The organism is Rhodococcus sp. 06-1460-1B (assembly GCF_002258475.1).
Lineage (GTDB): Bacteria > Actinomycetota > Actinomycetes > Mycobacteriales > Mycobacteriaceae > Rhodococcoides > Rhodococcoides fascians.
In genome coordinates, this window is record NZ_NOYS01000018.1 from 1 (window position 1) to 16,039 (window position 16,039).

Below are 16,039 nucleotides of genomic sequence, written 5' to 3' on the forward strand. Positions count from 1 at the left end.
CGACCAACATCGGAAAATCCCGCTCCGGTAGGCAATCGCCGTACCACGACGACTTCAACGACCCACCCCGGGAAAAGAAATCGATCAACGGCATCTCCACCGTCATCTCCGGCGTCGGCACCCCGACGAGGACGACCGTCCCGGCGAGATCGCGGGCGTAGAACGCCTGCTTCCACGTCTCCGGGCGGCCGACGGCATCGATGACCACATCCGCCCCGAACCCACCGGTCAGCTCCTGGATGGCCTCGACGGCCTCGACCTGCGAGGCATCGACGGTGTGGGTGGCACCGAGATCGAGAGCCCAGTCGAGTTTCTTCTTGTCGCGGTCGACGGCGATGATCGTCGACGCCCCCGCCAGGCGGGCGCCGGCGATCGCGGCGTCCCCGACACCGCCGCACCCGATCACGGCGACGGAATCCCCGCGGGAGACGTGGCCGGTGTTCATCGCCGCACCGAGTCCGGCCATCACCCCGCACCCGAGCAACCCCACCACCGCCGGATCGGAGTCGGGGTCGACCTTGGTGCACTGGCCTTCGTGGACGAGGGTCTTGTCGGCGAACGCCCCGATCCCCAACGCAGGAGAGAGTTCGGTGCCGTCGGCGAGGGTCATCTTCTGCGACGCATTGTGGGTGTCGAAGCAGTACCAGGGGGTGCCTTTCTTGCAGGCTCGGCACTCCCCGCACACCGCACGCCAGTTCAACACCACGAAATCACCGACCTCGACATGAGTGACAGCGTCACCGATGGCCTCGACGGTGCCTGCGGCTTCGTGGCCGAGCAGGAACGGGAACTCGTCGTTGATGCCGCCCTCGCGGTAATGCAGATCGGTATGACACACCCCGCACGCGGCGATGGTGACCACGACATCGTTCGGGCCGGGATCGGGAATGGTGATCGTCTCGATCGAGACGGGCTCGCCTTTGCTCTTGGCGACGACGGCGCGGACCTGCTGCGGCATGTATTCCTCCACTGAAAATCGTGTGTTGCGTGCTCGGTTCAGCCTCGCACAACGCATCGTCACGTGGCGACATCTGCATTCGTTCGGTGGGACGAGCCGCGGAATTCACACGCTCGTGACCGAGCGGGCACACAGTCTTCTCGTGCGAGCGGTACCTATGAACGATGTCTGCACCCATGGAATACGACCTGGTGGTCATCGGCTCGGGCCCCGGCGGCCAGAAGGCCGCGATCGCGGCCGCGAAACTCGGCAAGCGAGTGGCGATCGTGGAGAAGGGCCACATGCTCGGCGGCGTGTGCGTCAACACCGGAACCATTCCGTCCAAGACACTCCGAGAAGCCGTTCTCTATCTGACGGGGATGAATCAGCGAGAGCTGTACGGCGCGAGCTACCGCGTCAAGGCCGACATCACTCCCGCCGACCTGCTGGCCCGAACCCAGCATGTGATCGGTAAGGAAATCGAGGTGGTGCGCTCGCAACTGCTCCGTAACCGCATCGAGCTGATCACCGGGGTCGGCAAGTTTCTGGATGCACACACCATCGTCGTCGAGGACGAGGCCCGGGGCGAGCGCATCACGGTCTCGGCCGCCAACGTGGTGATCGCCACCGGCACCGCCCCCGCGCGACCCGCCGACGTCGCATTCGACGACTACCGGGTGTTGGACTCCGACGGCATTCTGAACTTGGAGTTCATCCCGGCGTCGATGGTCGTCGTGGGTGCCGGCGTGATCGGCATCGAGTACGCCTCGATGTTCGCCGCCCTGGGCACCAAGGTGACCGTCGTCGAGAAACGCGATTCGATGCTCGACTTCTGCGATCGCGAGATCATCGAATCCCTGCAGTTCCACCTCCGCGATCTCGCGGTGACGTTCCGCTTCGGTGAAGCAGTCACGGCGGTGGACGTCGGGCCGAACGGCACGGTGACGACCCTTGCCAGCGGCAAACGCATCCCGGCGGAGACGGTGATGTACTCGGCGGGTCGCCAGGGGTTGACCACGGCCCTCGAACTCGAGAACGCGGGCCTCGAAGCGGACGCCCGTGGGCGCATCTTCGTCGACGAGCATTTTCAGACCAAGGTGGACCACATCTATGCCGTCGGCGACGTCATCGGGTTTCCGGCGTTGGCGGCGACGTCGATGGATCAGGGCAGGTTGGCGGCGTATCACGCGTTCGGGGAACCGAGCGCGCAGCTCACCGACGTCCAACCGATCGGCATCTACTCCATCCCCGAGGTCTCGTACGTCGGCGCGACGGAGGTCGATCTGACGAAGGGATCCATTCCTTACGAGGTCGGTGTGTCGCGATACCGCGAACTCGCCCGTGGCCAGATCGCCGGGGACTCGTACGGGATGCTCAAGTTGCTCGTCTCCACCGAGGACCGTTCGATTCTCGGCGTGCACATCTTCGGTTCGGGAGCCACGGATCTGGTGCACATCGGTCAGGCCGTCATGGGGTGCGGCGGCACCGTCGACTACCTGGTCGACGCGGTCTTCAACTATCCGACGTTGTCCGAGGCGTACAAGGTCGCCGCACTGGACGTCACGAACAAGATCCGAGCCCTGGCAAATTTCGACCGCTGATGCGTCGACGCGGGGACCGAATCGCCGACCGGGAATGAACGACGGTTCCGCGGTTGTTCTGTCGGGTAGTGATTCACCACGATCGACGTCGGCGTGTATGCGGCTCGAGCAGACGGTCCGCGTATTCTGACCCGATGCTCGCGTCGAGGCATCGACGAGTCGATCCGAAAGGGGCCCGGCCATGACCGAACAGTCGAAGATGTACGAGCTGGAATTTCCGGCACCTCAGATTTTCTCCAACGACGGAGTCGGGCCCGTGCTGGTGCACGGGCTGGAAGGATTCTCCGACGCCGGCCATGCCGTGAAGCTTGCGACGACCCATCTGCGGGAGAGTCTCGAAACCGAGCTGGTGGCCTCCTTCGATGTCGACGAGTTGATCGATTACCGGTCCCGTCGGCCGACCATGACGTTCAAGTCCGATCATTTCTCGGATTACGACGCTCCCGAGCTCAACTTGTATGCCGTCAAGGACAACGTGGGGACCCCCTTCCTTCTTCTGGCAGGCATGGAGCCCGATCTGCGATGGGAGAAGTTCACGACGGCAGTGCGCCTGCTTGCCGAGCAGCTCGGAGTGCGGCGCACGATCGGTCTCGGCTCCATTCCGATGGCCATTCCGCACACCCGCCCGCTGGGCGTCACCGCGCACGCGAGCGACAGGGCGTTGGTCAAGGAAGGCAACAGCTGGGCGGGCGAGCTGCAGGTGCCCGGTAGTGCGTCGTCCTTGCTCGAACTACGGATGGCACAGCACGGCCACGAGTCGATGGGCTTCTCGGTACACGTCCCGCATTATCTGGCGCAGACGGACTACCCGGGGGCTGCGGAAACGCTGCTCGAGAACGTCGGTGAAGCTGCCGAGCTCGATCTACCGTTGGCAGCGTTGGGCGAGGCCGCGGCTCGCGTCCGGGAGCAGGTCAACGAGCACATCACCGGAAACGAGGAAGTGCAGTCGGTCGTACAGGCTCTCGAGCGCCAGTACGACACGTATGTCGCCGCGCAGGAACAACAGTCCACCCTGTTGGCCAGTGACGAGCCGCTCCCCAGCGGCGACGAGCTGGGTGCCGAGTTCGAGCGGTTCCTGGCCGAGCAGGCCGGCCTCGACGACGGAGACGGGCAAGCACCCCGGTAGTTGTGGAGCTGGTCACAGCGAAAGCAGTGGGATCCAGTCATATGCGACAGCCCCGGCGGATCGCAACATACCTGTAACCCGCAATACGCCCGATGCTCTGCCCCGAGCGCGATCTCGTGCGAGAGTCGTAGCAACACACAACCGTCGTCTGTGTTGCTGCGCTCTGGTGAGCAGCGACGCCGTACTGCGCCGTACGTCGGCGCACCAGGGAATCAGGAGGCGCGAATGTCCACTACTCCGCGCAGTCGTAAGCTCCGGCCGGTTCCCGACGAGGAACCGCGGCTGATCTTTCGGACCATTCACGGGTATCGGCGGGCCTTTCGCATGGCCGGTGAGGGCCCTGTGCTGCTGCTGATCCACGGGATCGGTGACAATTCCGAGACGTGGAACGAGGTCATCCCGCACCTCGCCAAGAGCTACACGGTGATCGCACCCGATCTCCTGGGCCACGGCCGCTCCGACAAACCTCGGGCCGACTATTCCGTTGCCGCGTACGCCAACGGTATGCGCGATCTGTTGTCCGTCCTGGGCATCGAGCACGTCACCGTGGTGGGCCACTCGCTCGGCGGCGGGGTGGCGATGCAGTTCGCCTATCAGTTCCCGCACATGGTCGACCGCCTCGCGTTGGTGTCCTCGGGCGGAGTGACCAAGGACGTGCACCCCCTTCTGCGACTGGCGTCGATGCCGTTCCTGTCCGAGGCGGTGAAGCTGCTGCGCTTGCCGGGCGCGATACCGGCGGTCAAGCTGGCCGGCGGCCTGTTGAGCAAATTGCACAGCTCCCCACTACGACCGGGGTCGATGCTGCACGACACCCCCGATCTGATCCGAGTGCTGAGCGAACTGCCTGCACCGACGACGTACGAGGCCTACCTACGGACGCTGCGTGCCGTGGTGGACTGGCGTGGCCAGGTGGTCACGATGCTGGACCGCTGTTATCTCACCGAAAATCTGCCGGTGCTGCTGGTATGGGGTGAGCAGGACTCGGTGATTCCGGTGGCGCACGCCCGGCTGGCTCATTCCGCCATGCCCGGTTCGAAGCTGGAGGTGTTCGACAATTCCGGACACTTCCCGTTTCGCGACGATCCGATGCGCTTCCTTCAGGTCCTCGAGGACTTCATCGACTCGACTCCCTCACTCAGTTTCGACGAGGTGCGCTGGCGCAACCTGCTCATCACCGGCGTCGGCGAGGACATGATCAGCGGCAGCTCGAGCACCAGGATGGCCGTGCTCGGGGCCATGGGGTCCGACGAGCGAAGCGCGACCTGACGCTCCCGTCGCAGGCGTTCGGTGTCGATTCGGGAACCGCCGTCACCGACACATAGCCTGTAGAGGTGCTCCTCACCGAACTGATACCCGACGTTTCCGCCGCCACCTCCGACGGCGTGGACCCGGACGTCCTGTTCGACACGTTCACCACCTGGGCTTCGGACCGGGGCCTGACGCTGTATCCCGCGCAGGAAGAGGCGCTGATCGAGCTGGTGTCGGGATCCAACGTCATCCTGGCCACGCCGACCGGTTCCGGAAAGTCCATGGTCGCCATCGGTGCCCACTTCGCGGCCATGGCCGCAGGCATTCGCAGTTTCTACACCGCGCCGATCAAGGCGCTCGTCAGCGAGAAGTTCTTCGCCCTGTGCGAGATCTTCGGAGCGCAGAACGTCGGCATGATGACCGGCGACGCGTCGGTCAATTCCGGTGCGCCGATCATCTGCGCCACTGCCGAGATCGTCGCGAACCTGGCACTGCGGCAGGGCGCCGACTCCGACATCGGCCAAGTGATCATGGACGAGTTCCACTACTACTCCGAGCCGGACCGGGGATGGGCCTGGCAGGTACCTCTGATCGAACTGCCGAACGCCCAGTTCCTGCTCATGTCGGCGACGTTGGGCGACGTCTCGTTCTTCCGCGACGATCTGACCCGACGCACCGGCCGCACGACCACCGTCGTCTCCGGTACCGAACGGCCTGTCCCGTTGATGTTCTCGTACGTCACCACCCCGATCGGCGAAACGATCGAGGAGCTGGTGCAGACGCACCTGGCGCCGGTGTACGTCGTGCACTTCACCCAGGCAGCGGCACTCGAACGCGCTCAGGCCCTGACGAGCATCAATGTCGCGTCCAAGCAAGAGAAGGCCGCGATAGCCGAGGCCATCGGCAACTTCCGCTTCACCACCGGCTTCGGGTCGACGCTGTCCAGACTCGTTCGTCACGGTATCGGGGTGCATCACGCCGGCATGCTTCCCAAGTACCGCAGGCTGGTGGAGAAACTGGCGCAGGACGGTCTTTTGAAGGTGATCTGCGGTACCGACACGTTGGGCGTGGGCATCAACGTTCCCATCCGGACCGTGCTGTTCACCGGACTCACCAAATACGACGGCATCAGAACACGCAAGCTTCGGGCGCGTGAGTTCCATCAGATCGCGGGACGCGCGGGCCGCGCGGGGTACGACACCCTCGGCACCGTCGTGGTCGAGGCACCCGAGCACGACATCGAGAATGCTCGGCTCGTGGCCAAAGCCGGTGACGACCCGAAGAAGCTCAAGCGGGTACAGCGCAAGAAGGCACCCGACGGCTTCGTCTCGTGGGGCGAGCCGACGTTCGAGCGCATCATCGCGGCAAGCCCGGAGCCGTTGACGTCCCGGTTCTCGGTCAGCAATGCGATGTTGCTCAATGTCATTGCGCGGCCGGGCAATTGCTTCCACGCGATGCGTCATTTGCTCGAGGACAACCACGAGACCCGGCCGGCTCAGCGCAAGCACATCCTGCGTGCGCTGTCGCTGTACCGCGGCCTGGTCGAGGCCGGAATCGTCGAACAGTTGGCCGAGCCGGACGCGGACGGGCGCCATGCCAGGCTGACGGTGGACCTGCAGCCGGACTTCGCGCTCAATCAGCCGTTGTCGACGTTCGCGGTGGCCTCGTTCGAGTTGCTCGACGTCGACTCCCCCACCCACGCGCTCGACGTGGTGTCGATCATCGAGTCGACGCTCGACGATCCTCGGCAGGTGTTGATGGCGCAGCAACATGCCGCACGCGGCGAAGCGGTGGCCCAGATGAAGGCCGACGGCATCGAGTACGACGAGCGGATGGAACTCCTCGAAGAGGTCACCTGGCCGAAACCCCTTGCCGAGCTGCTCGTTCCGGCCTTCGAGATCTACCGCGGGTCTCACCCGTGGCTCTCCGAGGTGGGCCTGTCGCCCAAGTCCGTCGTCCGTGACATGGTCGAGCGCGCGATGACCTTCGCGGAGCTGATCAGTCACTACGGCCTCATGCGCTCGGAGGGCTTGGTACTGCGCTACCTCGCCGACGCGTACCGCACTCTGCGCCAGACGGTTCCGCCGGAATCGCGCACCGAGGAGGTCCAAGACATCACCGAGTGGCTGGGCGAGCTGGTTCGGCAAGTCGATTCCAGCCTGCTCGACGAGTGGGAGAACCTGACCGATCCCGGTGCCGAACCGGAAGCCCTGGTCGAGGCGTACGGGTCCGATGCGCCGCGTCCGATCTCGGCGAATCCACGGGCTTTCCGAATCCTGGCCCGTAACGCGATCTTTCGAAGGGTCGATCTGGCGGCGCGTCGTCAGTGGAACGCGCTCGACGACCTGGACGACGGTCCGGACTGGGAGGAGGAATTGGAGCCGTTCTTCGCCGAGTACGGGTTCATCGGCACCGGCCCCTCAGCTCGCGGACCGGCGCTGTTCACCCTGAACGTCGGTGCGGAATCCACCACGGTCCGCCAGGTACTCGAAGATCCGGACGGCGACCACGGCTGGTCGCTCGATGCTGTCATCGACCTCGCCGAATCCGACGCGGCCGGAGAAATCGTGTTCGACGAGATCGTCGTCACGCCCGGCTGATGCGTGCGCCTCGCGCGCGAGAAAGCCTGCGAGCGTGGCAAAGTCGGTTATGGCCGACCCGTTCCACGCACTTCGGATCCGAATTGCGTTGCGCGGCAACGGTCGGGGTGCGTCCGCCGAGTACACGACCGGACGGTACGACGGGGACGAAATGCTCCGTGTACACGGTTGGTTGGGCAGGTACCTAGTTTTCGACGGCCCGATACGGTTCCGAGACCAATTGCGTTGCTGCCGTTACGAAATAGCAGTAGTGCGCGGATCGCGGACAAGACTGCGTCGGCCGACAGGGCCGATCGGGCACGCCTGTCGGTCCAGTGCCACTCATCACGTTTACCTTTCGGCCCATTTTTGGCACACTCGTCCAGGTCGGTCGAGCTCGTGCGGCTGCACAATCGCCACCGAGCCGAACCGCTTCCCGACGGAACCGACGCGATCATTTCGACACGAGGAGACCACATGGCACTGTTGACAATCGGCGACCAGTTCCCCGCATACAATCTCACCGCCGTCATCGGCGGCGACCTGTCCAAGGTGAACGCGCAGCAGCCCGACGACTACTTCACCACCGTCACCAGCGACGACCACGCCGGAAAGTGGCGCATCGTCTTCTTCTGGCCCAAGGACTTCACGTTCGTGTGCCCCACCGAGATCGCAGCATTCGGCAAGCTCAACGACGAGTTCGAAGATCGTGACGCGCAGGTTCTCGGTGCCTCCGTCGACAACGAATTCGTGCACTTCCAGTGGCGCGCGCAGCACGACGAGCTCAAGACACTCCCCTTCCCGATGCTCTCGGATCTCAAGCGCGAATTGGCCGCTGCCACCGGTGTTCTCAATGCCGACGGCGTCGCCGACCGGGCCACCTTCATCGTGGACCCGAACAACGAGATCCAGTTCGTCTCGGTCACCGCCGGATCGGTCGGTCGAAATGTGGACGAGGTTCTTCGAGTACTGGACGCACTGCAGTCGGATGAGCTGTGCGCCTGCAACTGGAAGAAGGGCGATCCCACCATCGACGCCGGCGAACTACTGACGGCGAGCGTCTGACATGTCGATCGACAATTTGAAGAACGCCGTCCCCGAATACGCGAAGGACCTCAAGCTCAACCTCGGTTCGATCGTGCGGTCCACCGTGCTCAGCGAGCAACAGCTCTGGGGCACATTGCTTTCGGTGGCCGCCGCGTCGAAGTCCTCGACCACGTTGAAAGAGATCGCCGAGGACGCCGCCGACTCGTTGTCGGCCGAGGCGTACAACGCCGCTCTGGGTGCCGCGTCGATCATGGGTATGAACAACGTCTTCTACCGCACCAAGGGCTACCTGGACGGAAAGTACGACGATCTACGCGCCGGCTTGCGCATGAACATCATCGGCAACCCTGGCGTCGAGAAAGCCGATTTCGAGCTGTGGTCGCTCGCGGTCTCGGCCGTCAACGGATGCAACCACTGCCTCGAGGCGCACGAGAAGACTCTGCGCGCCGAGGGCGTCGACCGCGAGAAGATCTTCGAGGCGATTCGCGCCGCGTCGATCGTCGCGGGTGTCGCGCAGACCGTCGAGGCCGGCCGCGTACTCGACGGTGCCTCCGTCTGAGGTTCCGCTGAACAGGTCGAAACGGGGATCCGGTGCGGCGGGTCCCCGTTCGTCGTCGACCGAGACGCCTCGACGACGTATTGGTAACGTCCCCGCATGGCTATCGAAGTGTCCGTCGTCCGAGTGTTCACCGATGCCGACGGCAGGTTCGGTAATCCACTGGGCATCGTTGACGCACAGGCTGTAGGCGAGAGCGACAGGCAGGATGTTGCTAGGCAGTTGGGTTTCAGCGAGACGGTGTTCGTCGATCGCTCGTCACCCGGTACCGCGTCGGCGACGATCTACACACCGGCAACGCAGCTCCCGTTCGCCGGACATCCGACGGTCGGATTGTCCTGGTGGCTTCGCAACAACGGACACTCGGTGCAGACGCTCACCGTCCCCGCTGCCACGCTCGACATCCGCTACGACGGCGAGCTCACCTGGGTGCGTGCACGCGCCGAGTGGACTCCGCAGTTCACGTTTCATCAGGTCCACGACGCAGCCGAAGTGGCAGCGGCAGATCTCAACACCTACGACAGTGGCCACCACTACATCTGGGCCTGGACCGACGAGCAGCGCGCCGAACTGCGCTCGCGCATGTTCGCGCCGATGATGGGAATCGCCGAGGACGAGGCAACAGGTGCTGCCGCCGTACGGCTCACTGCCGAGCTCGGTCGGGGCCTGAACATCGTCCAGGGTGCGGGGTCTGCGCTGTGGACCACCGTCGACGAGGATGGGTGGGTGGAGCTCGGGGGCCGAAGCGTCGACGACGACTCGATCACGGTGTGACGGGCACGTCCACTTCGATTTCCTCACCCAGACGCACCCCTTCCGCCAGTGGCAGACGGTCGCCGCTCCAGAACTTTCCTGGATCGAACCAGTTGGCTTTCTTGTTTCCCGTCAACAGACCCATCGAGTCGTAGGTCATCGCAACAACTTCGGCGCAGTACGCGGTTTCGAGCGCAGCGCTCTCCTGCGCGTTCTTCCGGAGCGCCGGCACGCGTCCACGGAACCACCGACCGGCGAGCGCCGCGGTGGTCGGAAAAGCCGTTCCGTCCATCCGCGCGATGGTGCGAAGCAGCGCGTCTTCCTGCTCCTTCGTCACGGCCGGAGTGGAGCCTGGGGAACGACCGGCGTATCCGTCCAATTGCCGCAGCCAACAACGCTGTTGATACCGCTGGGCCCAGTGCGTGACGGCAGCGCGTAGGTCGTGCAGCTGCACTCCACGCTGGAAGTTTCCGGTCCACATGTCCTGCAACGACTTTCCGAGCTCTGCATGCCACATCAGCGGCGGCAGGTCGTCCAGAACGACGGCCATACCGACGTGATTGACCGGGCTGTTCGTCAGAGCCTGAATTGCGCGGTCCGCCGAAGAATGGCCACGGAAGATCCAGATATCGCCGGTTCTGGTGGCATCCACAGCGGTATCGAGGCTGACTCGCGACGGATTCATGGACCAACCCTAGATCTCGTGGCGGTACGGTTGCCGCATGAACGTCTGGAAAGCTCTCGGTCTCGCCGGGATGGCCGGGGTTGCGGCCACCGGGGCGTTGGTGGTGCGGTCCGAGCGCAAGCGGCGCGCGTATGCACCCGACGAAGTGCGCGATCAGCTGCACCGGCGGTTCGCCGCGATCTCCGCCGAGCCGGAACCCGAACCTGCTCCCCCGCTCTCGCGGGGGAAGCAGCTGTTGAGCAGACTTCGGTTCAGCCGAGCGCACTGAGGATGCGCGAGGCCATATCCTCGATCTCGGCGTCGGTCATGACGAACGCCGGCGAGATCTGCATTGCACCCTGTCCGGCCGCGCGGCCCGAAACACCATGAGCTCTCAACGTTTTCACGAACGGTAATGCCTCCGCCGGGTCGGTGAGCTGAACGGCAGCGACAGCGCCGATCCCGCTGCGGACTTCCGCGACCCGCTCGTGGTCGGCCAGGGGCGCGAGGTGGGTGTGCAGTGCGGCTTCGATGCGCTTGGAGTGACTCAGCAGGTCCTCGCGCTCGATGATGTCGAGGTTGGCCATCGCTGCGGCGGCTGCACCTGCGTGGCCACCGTAGGTGTAGCCGTGACGCCACCAGACTCCGCCTGCGAAGAACGGTTCGGCGATCTTCGGAGCGATGAACACTGCGCCCATCGGGACGTAGCCCGACGTCAACCCCTTGGCGGTCGTCATCAGGTCGGGTTCGAGCTCGAAGCGGGTGGAGGCGAACCAACTACCGCCGATCCGGCCGAATCCGGTCACCACTTCGTCGGCGACGAACAGCACGTCGTTGTCGCGGCAGATCTGCCGTACCTCACGTAGGTAGCCCTCGGGAGGCAAGTAAATTCCACCCGCTCCGATCACCGGTTCGCAGAAGAAGGCGGCGACGTTCTCGGCTCCGACCTCTTCGATCAGCGCGAGAAGCGATTTCGCGTCGTCCCACGCCACTGTTCTGGCGTCGGGCATCAGCTCGCCGTAGTTCTCCTTGTTGACCGGAATGCCGGCGAGCGCGGTGCCGGCGACGTGCATGCCGTGGTAGGCCTTCTGCCGTCCGACGATGATCTTCTTGGACGGCTGTCCCATTTCGACCCAGTAGCGGCGCGCAAGCTTCGCCGCGGTGTCGATGGAGTCCGATCCACCCGAGGTGAAGAAGATCTTGCTGCCCGGCACCGGTGCGATGGCGGCGAGACGATCGGCCAGGGCCAACGTGGTCTCGGGCACGAAGTCGCCGAAGTTCGAGTAGTGGGCGATCGAGCTCAGCTGCGCGGCAACGGCGTCGGCGATCTCGCGGCGCCCGTGACCGACGTTGGTGAACCACAGACCGGCGGTGGCGTCGAGGTATCGGTTGCCCTCGTTGTCGAAGATGTACGCACCCTCGCCTCGCGAGACGACGAACGGCCCATTGGCGGTGACGTTGCCCATGTCGGCGAAGCCGTGCCACAGCGCGGAGGTGTGTGTGGAGGCGGCTGGATCCAGGTCGGAAGACATGCGCTACACAGTAGTCACGTCGAATTCGGCGAGTGCATCGGTTCGTTCCCGGACGGAGTTCGGGCGAGTACCGCGTAACGGATATCCTGGTACGAGTATGTCTACCTCGAATTCGTCCGGTGATCGACGAGCACTCGCCGCACGTGTTGCACAGCTCACCATCCGCGACGAGAACCGGCTCCGACGACGTCTCGACAAGGCCCGCACCGAGGACGCCGTCGCCGCGCTCGAACGCGATGTAGCTCGCGCAGAAGCCGTCATCTCCACACGCCAGGCGGCAGTGCCCACCCTCGAATATCCGCAGGCGTTGCCCGTCAGCGCGCGCAAGGACGATATCGCCGCAGCGATCGCTGCCCACCAGGTCGTCATCGTCGCCGGTGAAACCGGGTCCGGCAAAACCACCCAGATTCCCAAGATCTGCCTCGAACTGGGGCGCGGAATCCGCGGCTCGATCGGTCACACACAGCCGCGAAGGTTGGCGGCGCGCACCGTTGCCGAGCGCATCGCCGAGGAGGTGGGTCAACCACTGGGCGAATCGATCGGCTACAAGGTTCGATTCACCGACCAGTCCTCCGATTCGACCCTCGTCAAGCTGATGACCGACGGCATTCTGCTGGCCGAGATCCAACGCGACCGACTGCTCCGCCAGTACGACACCCTCATCATCGACGAGGCGCACGAGCGCAGCCTGAACATCGACTTCATCCTGGGATACCTCGCGCAACTGCTCCCCCGGCGACCCGATCTCAAGATCGTCATCACGTCGGCGACCATCGATCCGGAGCGATTCGCGCAACACTTCGCACGCGACGGGGTCGCAGCACCGATCATCGAGGTATCCGGCCGTACGTTCCCGGTCGAGATGCGGTATCGACCTCTGACGGTCGACGCGGGAGAAACGACGATCGACCTCGATCCCGTCGATGCCACCTGCCAGGCCGTCGACGAGCTGATGTCCGAGGGTGACGGCGACATCTTGGTGTTCCTGTCCGGTGAACGCGAAATTCGCGATACCGCGGACGCGCTGGCCGATCGCAATCTCCGCAACACCGAGATCGTGCCGCTGTATGCCAGACTCTCTGCCGCCGAACAGCATCGGGTGTTCTCACCGCACTCGGGACGCCGGGTCGTGCTGTCGACGAACGTGGCAGAAACGTCGCTGACGGTACCCGGCATCCGCTACGTCGTGGACCCGGGCACCGCGCGCATCTCGCGATACTCGTTGCGCACCAAGGTGCAGCGGCTGCCCATCGAACCGATTTCACAGGCGTCTGCGCGCCAGCGGGCGGGTCGCTGCGGACGCGTCGCCGACGGGATCTGTATCCGGTTGTACTCGGCGGAAGACTTCGAGTCTCGTCCGCAGTTCACCGAGCCGGAGATTCTGCGCACCAATCTGGCCTCGGTCATTCTGCAGATGACCGCGCTCGGATTGGGCAAGATCGACGCGTTTCCCTTCGTCGAGCCGCCGGATCCACGCAGCATCCGCGACGGTATCGGCTTGCTGGAAGAACTCGGAGCACTGAAGCCGGCCACGAAGGACGGCACTGCCGAGCTCACCCCGATCGGCCGCGAACTGTCCGCCCTTCCTGTCGATCCACGAATGGCACGAATGTTGGTCGAGGCCAACGGCAACGGATCGCTTCGTGACGCGCTGGTGGTGGTGGCGGCGTTGTCGATTCAGGACGTGCGGGAGCGTCCCGCCGAGCACCAACAGGCTGCAGACGAGAAGCATGCCCGTTTCGCCGTCGAGAATTCGGACTTCCTGGCGTACGTGCAGCTGTGGAAGTACCTGCGGCAGCAGCGAGACGAGCTGTCTTCCAATCAGTTCCGACGCATGTGCCGCACCGAGTTCCTGCACTACCTGCGGATCCGCGAATGGCAGGACCTGCACGGACAACTCCGCCAGATCACTCGCGGCCTCGGATGGACGGTGCCCGACGCAGAGTCGAGCGAGAACGCACTGCATCAGTCCCTGCTGTCGGGCCTGCTCTCGCACGTCGGCCTCAGAGAGGGCGACAAGCGTGATTTTCTGGGTGCCCGCGGAGCACATTTCGCGATCTTCCCCGGGTCAGGTCTGTTCAAGAAGCCACCGCGCTGGGTCATGGCTGCAGAACTGGTCGAGACCGGACGATTGTGGGGCCGGATGGCCGCCCGCATCGAACCGGAATGGGCCGAACGGTTGGCACCGCATCTGGTGAAGCGCACGTATTCCGAACCACACTGGTCGATCAAACGGGAATCGGCGCTGGCCTACGAACGGGTGACGTTGTACGGCATTCCGTTGGTGACGCAGCGCCCGGTCAACTATCACCGCATCGATCCCGAGGCGTCTCGCGAGCTCTTCATCAGGCATGCACTGGTTCAGGGCGAATGGAAGACCCAGCACGGGTTCTTTCACAAGAACAGGGCTCTGCTCGACGACGTCGGCGAGCTCGAACATCGTGCTCGCCGACGGGACATCGTCGTCGACGACGACGCACTGTTCGATTTCTACGACGCTCGCATCGCCCCGGAAGCCGTGTCTGCGCGACACTTCGACACCTGGTGGAAGAAGGCCCGCCGGCAAGATCCGTCCCTGCTCGACTTCACTACGGACACCGTCGTCAACTCGGACGCCGCGTCGGTACTGACGGGTGCGTATCCGGACGCGTGGCGACAGGGTGACATTCAATTCCCACTGACGTATCAATTCGAGCCCGGCACGGCCGCTGATGGCGTCACCGCGCGGATTCCCATCGCACTGCTCGCTCAGGTACAGCCGGTCGGCTTCGACTGGCTGGTGCCCGGGATGCGCGCCGAGCTCGTCACCGCCTTGATCAAGACTCTACCGAAGGCATTGCGACGCAACGTGGTTCCGGCTCCGGACTTCGCTGCGGCAGCGTTGGCAGTGATGAAACCGCGGGCCGAAACACTCGTGACGGCTCTGGCCCGAGAACTCTCACGGGCCGCACAGTGCCACATCACCGCGAAGGACTTCGACACTGCGGCGCTACCCGATCACCTGCGAATGACGTTCGCCGCGGTCGACCCGTCCGGGACCGTGCTCGGCAGCAACAAGGATCTGACTGCGCTGCGCGCCGGTCTGGCCGGTGAGGTCGGCCGACAGGTCGCACGTGCGGTCGGCGACGCGGAGCGCGCCCCGACGCTGGCGTGGACCTCGGGCACGTTGGGCCGCTTGGAACCCACGGTCACCCGAGACGTGGGCGGGCAGAAGGTCACCGGGTACCCGGCGTTGGTACCCGAGGGTTCGGGCGTGGCGGTGCGAGTGCTCAGTACCCCCGCCCAGCAACGAGCAGCCATGCGCGCGGGCACCCGCACTCTGCTGCTCGCTACGGCACCGAAGGGAACGAAGGCGCTGTTGGCCGGGCTGCCGACCGCCGAACGTCTTGCGCTCGGCCAGAACCCGTACGGCGGCGTCGATGCGCTGCTCGAGGAATGCCGTGCGCTCGCTGTGGAAGAAGCGATGGACGCGCACGGCGGACCGGTTCGCGATCCGGCCGAGTTCGACAAGCTCAGGGCACTGGTGGACGCGGAGGTTCCGCGGCGTACTGCTGCTGTTCTCGCACTGGTTCGACCGGTCCTGACGGCCGCGTTGGCTCTGTCGGCCCAGTTGCAGACCGCATCGGGTGAGCCGGCCGACGATGTCCGAGAACAGCTCGACGGCTTGATCTTTCGCGGTTTCGTCACCGAATTCGGTTCTCGACGGTTGGCAGATCTGCCACGCTATCTCGCTGCGGCGACGAAGCGGCTGTCCACTCTGCCGAGCAGCGCGGGCCGCGACGCTGCGGCGATGGACGTTCTCGACCGGGTGTACGGCTCGTACGGGCGGCTGTTGGATTCGGTTCCGGAGAGCAGGAAGAACAGCCCGGGTGTGCAGGAGCTGTTCTGGATGATCGAGGAGCTGCGGGTGGGGCTGTTCGCGCAGGGAATTCGTACCGCGTATCCGGTATCGGAGAAGCGCATCGAGAAGGCGATCGCCGATCAGTCTCGCTGATC

The 16,039-nt window shown here is 64.6% G+C and carries 12 protein-coding genes; 9 read left to right on the forward strand and 3 right to left on the reverse strand.

Going from position 1 to position 16,039, the window contains the following annotated elements; translation table 11 throughout:
• The coding region (locus CH268_RS06035; RefSeq protein WP_094663180.1) for an S-(hydroxymethyl)mycothiol dehydrogenase at window positions 1-958 on the reverse strand (958 nt) is incomplete at its 3' end.
• 164 nt (window positions 959-1,122) lie between these two features.
• On the opposite strand from CH268_RS06035, the gene sthA reads away from it, so the two are divergent.
• The 7 genes from sthA to CH268_RS06070 all read left to right on the forward strand — a co-directional run bounded on the left by sthA (window position 1,123) and on the right by CH268_RS06070 (window position 9,868).
• Window positions 1,123-2,538, forward strand: coding sequence for a Si-specific NAD(P)(+) transhydrogenase (gene sthA, locus CH268_RS06040; RefSeq protein ID WP_032366488.1), 1,416 nt, complete (start codon window positions 1,123-1,125; stop codon window positions 2,536-2,538).
• Window positions 2,539-2,719: 181 nt separating this feature from the next.
• Window positions 2,720-3,664 (forward strand): proteasome assembly chaperone family protein, encoded by a 945-nt coding sequence (locus CH268_RS06045; RefSeq protein WP_027496868.1) that lies wholly within the window; start codon window positions 2,720-2,722, stop codon window positions 3,662-3,664.
• A gap of 225 nt (window positions 3,665-3,889) precedes the next feature.
• A complete protein-coding gene (locus CH268_RS06050; RefSeq protein ID WP_027496867.1) occupies window positions 3,890-4,930 on the forward strand; it encodes an alpha/beta fold hydrolase in 1,041 nt (346 codons plus the stop codon).
• 65 nt (window positions 4,931-4,995) lie between these two features.
• Window positions 4,996-7,512, forward strand: coding sequence for a DEAD/DEAH box helicase (locus CH268_RS06055; protein WP_027496866.1), 2,517 nt, complete (start codon window positions 4,996-4,998; stop codon window positions 7,510-7,512).
• A 456-nt stretch (window positions 7,513-7,968) separates the two neighbouring features.
• Window positions 7,969-8,556 carry a peroxiredoxin gene (locus CH268_RS06060; RefSeq protein WP_032366622.1) on the forward strand — a complete coding sequence of 196 codons (588 nt, stop codon included), beginning with the start codon at window positions 7,969-7,971 and terminating at the stop codon, window positions 8,554-8,556.
• Window position 8,557: 1 nt separating this feature from the next.
• Window positions 8,558-9,097, forward strand: coding sequence for a carboxymuconolactone decarboxylase family protein (locus tag CH268_RS06065; RefSeq protein WP_094662940.1), 540 nt, complete (start codon window positions 8,558-8,560; stop codon window positions 9,095-9,097).
• Window positions 9,098-9,193: 96 nt separating this feature from the next.
• Window positions 9,194-9,868 carry a PhzF family phenazine biosynthesis protein gene (locus CH268_RS06070; RefSeq protein ID WP_094662942.1) on the forward strand — a complete coding sequence of 225 codons (675 nt, stop codon included), beginning with the start codon at window positions 9,194-9,196 and terminating at the stop codon, window positions 9,866-9,868.
• On the opposite strand, the gene CH268_RS06075 is transcribed toward CH268_RS06070, so the two are convergent.
• Window positions 9,858-10,532, reverse strand: coding sequence for a hypothetical protein (locus CH268_RS06075; RefSeq protein WP_032383676.1), 675 nt, complete (start codon window positions 10,530-10,532; stop codon window positions 9,858-9,860). The genes CH268_RS06070 and CH268_RS06075 overlap by 11 nt on opposite strands.
• 37 nt (window positions 10,533-10,569) lie before the next feature.
• Here CH268_RS06075 and CH268_RS06080 point away from each other — a divergent pair, with 37 nt between their 5' ends.
• The gene (locus CH268_RS06080; RefSeq protein ID WP_027496860.1) at window positions 10,570-10,800 is read left to right on the forward strand and encodes a hypothetical protein; all 231 of its coding nucleotides are present in this window, start codon (window positions 10,570-10,572) and stop codon (window positions 10,798-10,800) included.
• On the opposite strand, the gene CH268_RS06085 is transcribed toward CH268_RS06080, so the two are convergent.
• A complete protein-coding gene (locus tag CH268_RS06085) occupies window positions 10,784-12,043 on the reverse strand; it encodes an aminotransferase family protein (RefSeq protein ID WP_094662944.1) in 1,260 nt (419 codons plus the stop codon). The two genes, CH268_RS06080 and CH268_RS06085, sit on opposite strands and share 17 nt — an antisense overlap.
• Window positions 12,044-12,140: 97 nt before the next feature.
• On the opposite strand from CH268_RS06085, the gene hrpA reads away from it, so the two are divergent.
• The gene (gene hrpA / locus CH268_RS06090; RefSeq protein WP_094662946.1) at window positions 12,141-16,037 is read left to right on the forward strand and encodes an ATP-dependent RNA helicase HrpA; all 3,897 of its coding nucleotides are present in this window, start codon (window positions 12,141-12,143) and stop codon (window positions 16,035-16,037) included.
• Window positions 16,038-16,039 lie beyond the last annotated feature (2 nt).

Excerpts from the sequence above, each read along its gene's own strand:
- sthA (WP_032366488.1), top strand. The coding sequence starts at position 1,123 with ATGTCTGCACCCATGGAATACGACCTGGTGGTCATCGGCTCGGGCCCC.
- CH268_RS06045 (WP_027496868.1), top strand. The coding sequence starts at position 2,720 with ATGACCGAACAGTCGAAGATGTACGAGCTGGAATTTCCGGCACCTCAG.
- CH268_RS06050 (WP_027496867.1), top strand. The coding sequence starts at position 3,890 with ATGTCCACTACTCCGCGCAGTCGTAAGCTCCGGCCGGTTCCCGACGAG.
- CH268_RS06060 (WP_032366622.1), top strand. The coding sequence starts at position 7,969 with ATGGCACTGTTGACAATCGGCGACCAGTTCCCCGCATACAATCTCACC.
- CH268_RS06065 (WP_094662940.1), top strand. The coding sequence starts at position 8,558 with ATGTCGATCGACAATTTGAAGAACGCCGTCCCCGAATACGCGAAGGAC.
- CH268_RS06070 (WP_094662942.1), top strand. The coding sequence starts at position 9,194 with ATGGCTATCGAAGTGTCCGTCGTCCGAGTGTTCACCGATGCCGACGGC.
- CH268_RS06075 (WP_032383676.1), bottom strand. The coding sequence starts at position 10,532 with ATGAATCCGTCGCGAGTCAGCCTCGATACCGCTGTGGATGCCACCAGA.
- CH268_RS06080 (WP_027496860.1), top strand. The coding sequence starts at position 10,570 with ATGAACGTCTGGAAAGCTCTCGGTCTCGCCGGGATGGCCGGGGTTGCG.
- CH268_RS06085 (WP_094662944.1), bottom strand. The coding sequence starts at position 12,043 with ATGTCTTCCGACCTGGATCCAGCCGCCTCCACACACACCTCCGCGCTG.
- hrpA (WP_094662946.1), top strand. The coding sequence starts at position 12,141 with ATGTCTACCTCGAATTCGTCCGGTGATCGACGAGCACTCGCCGCACGT.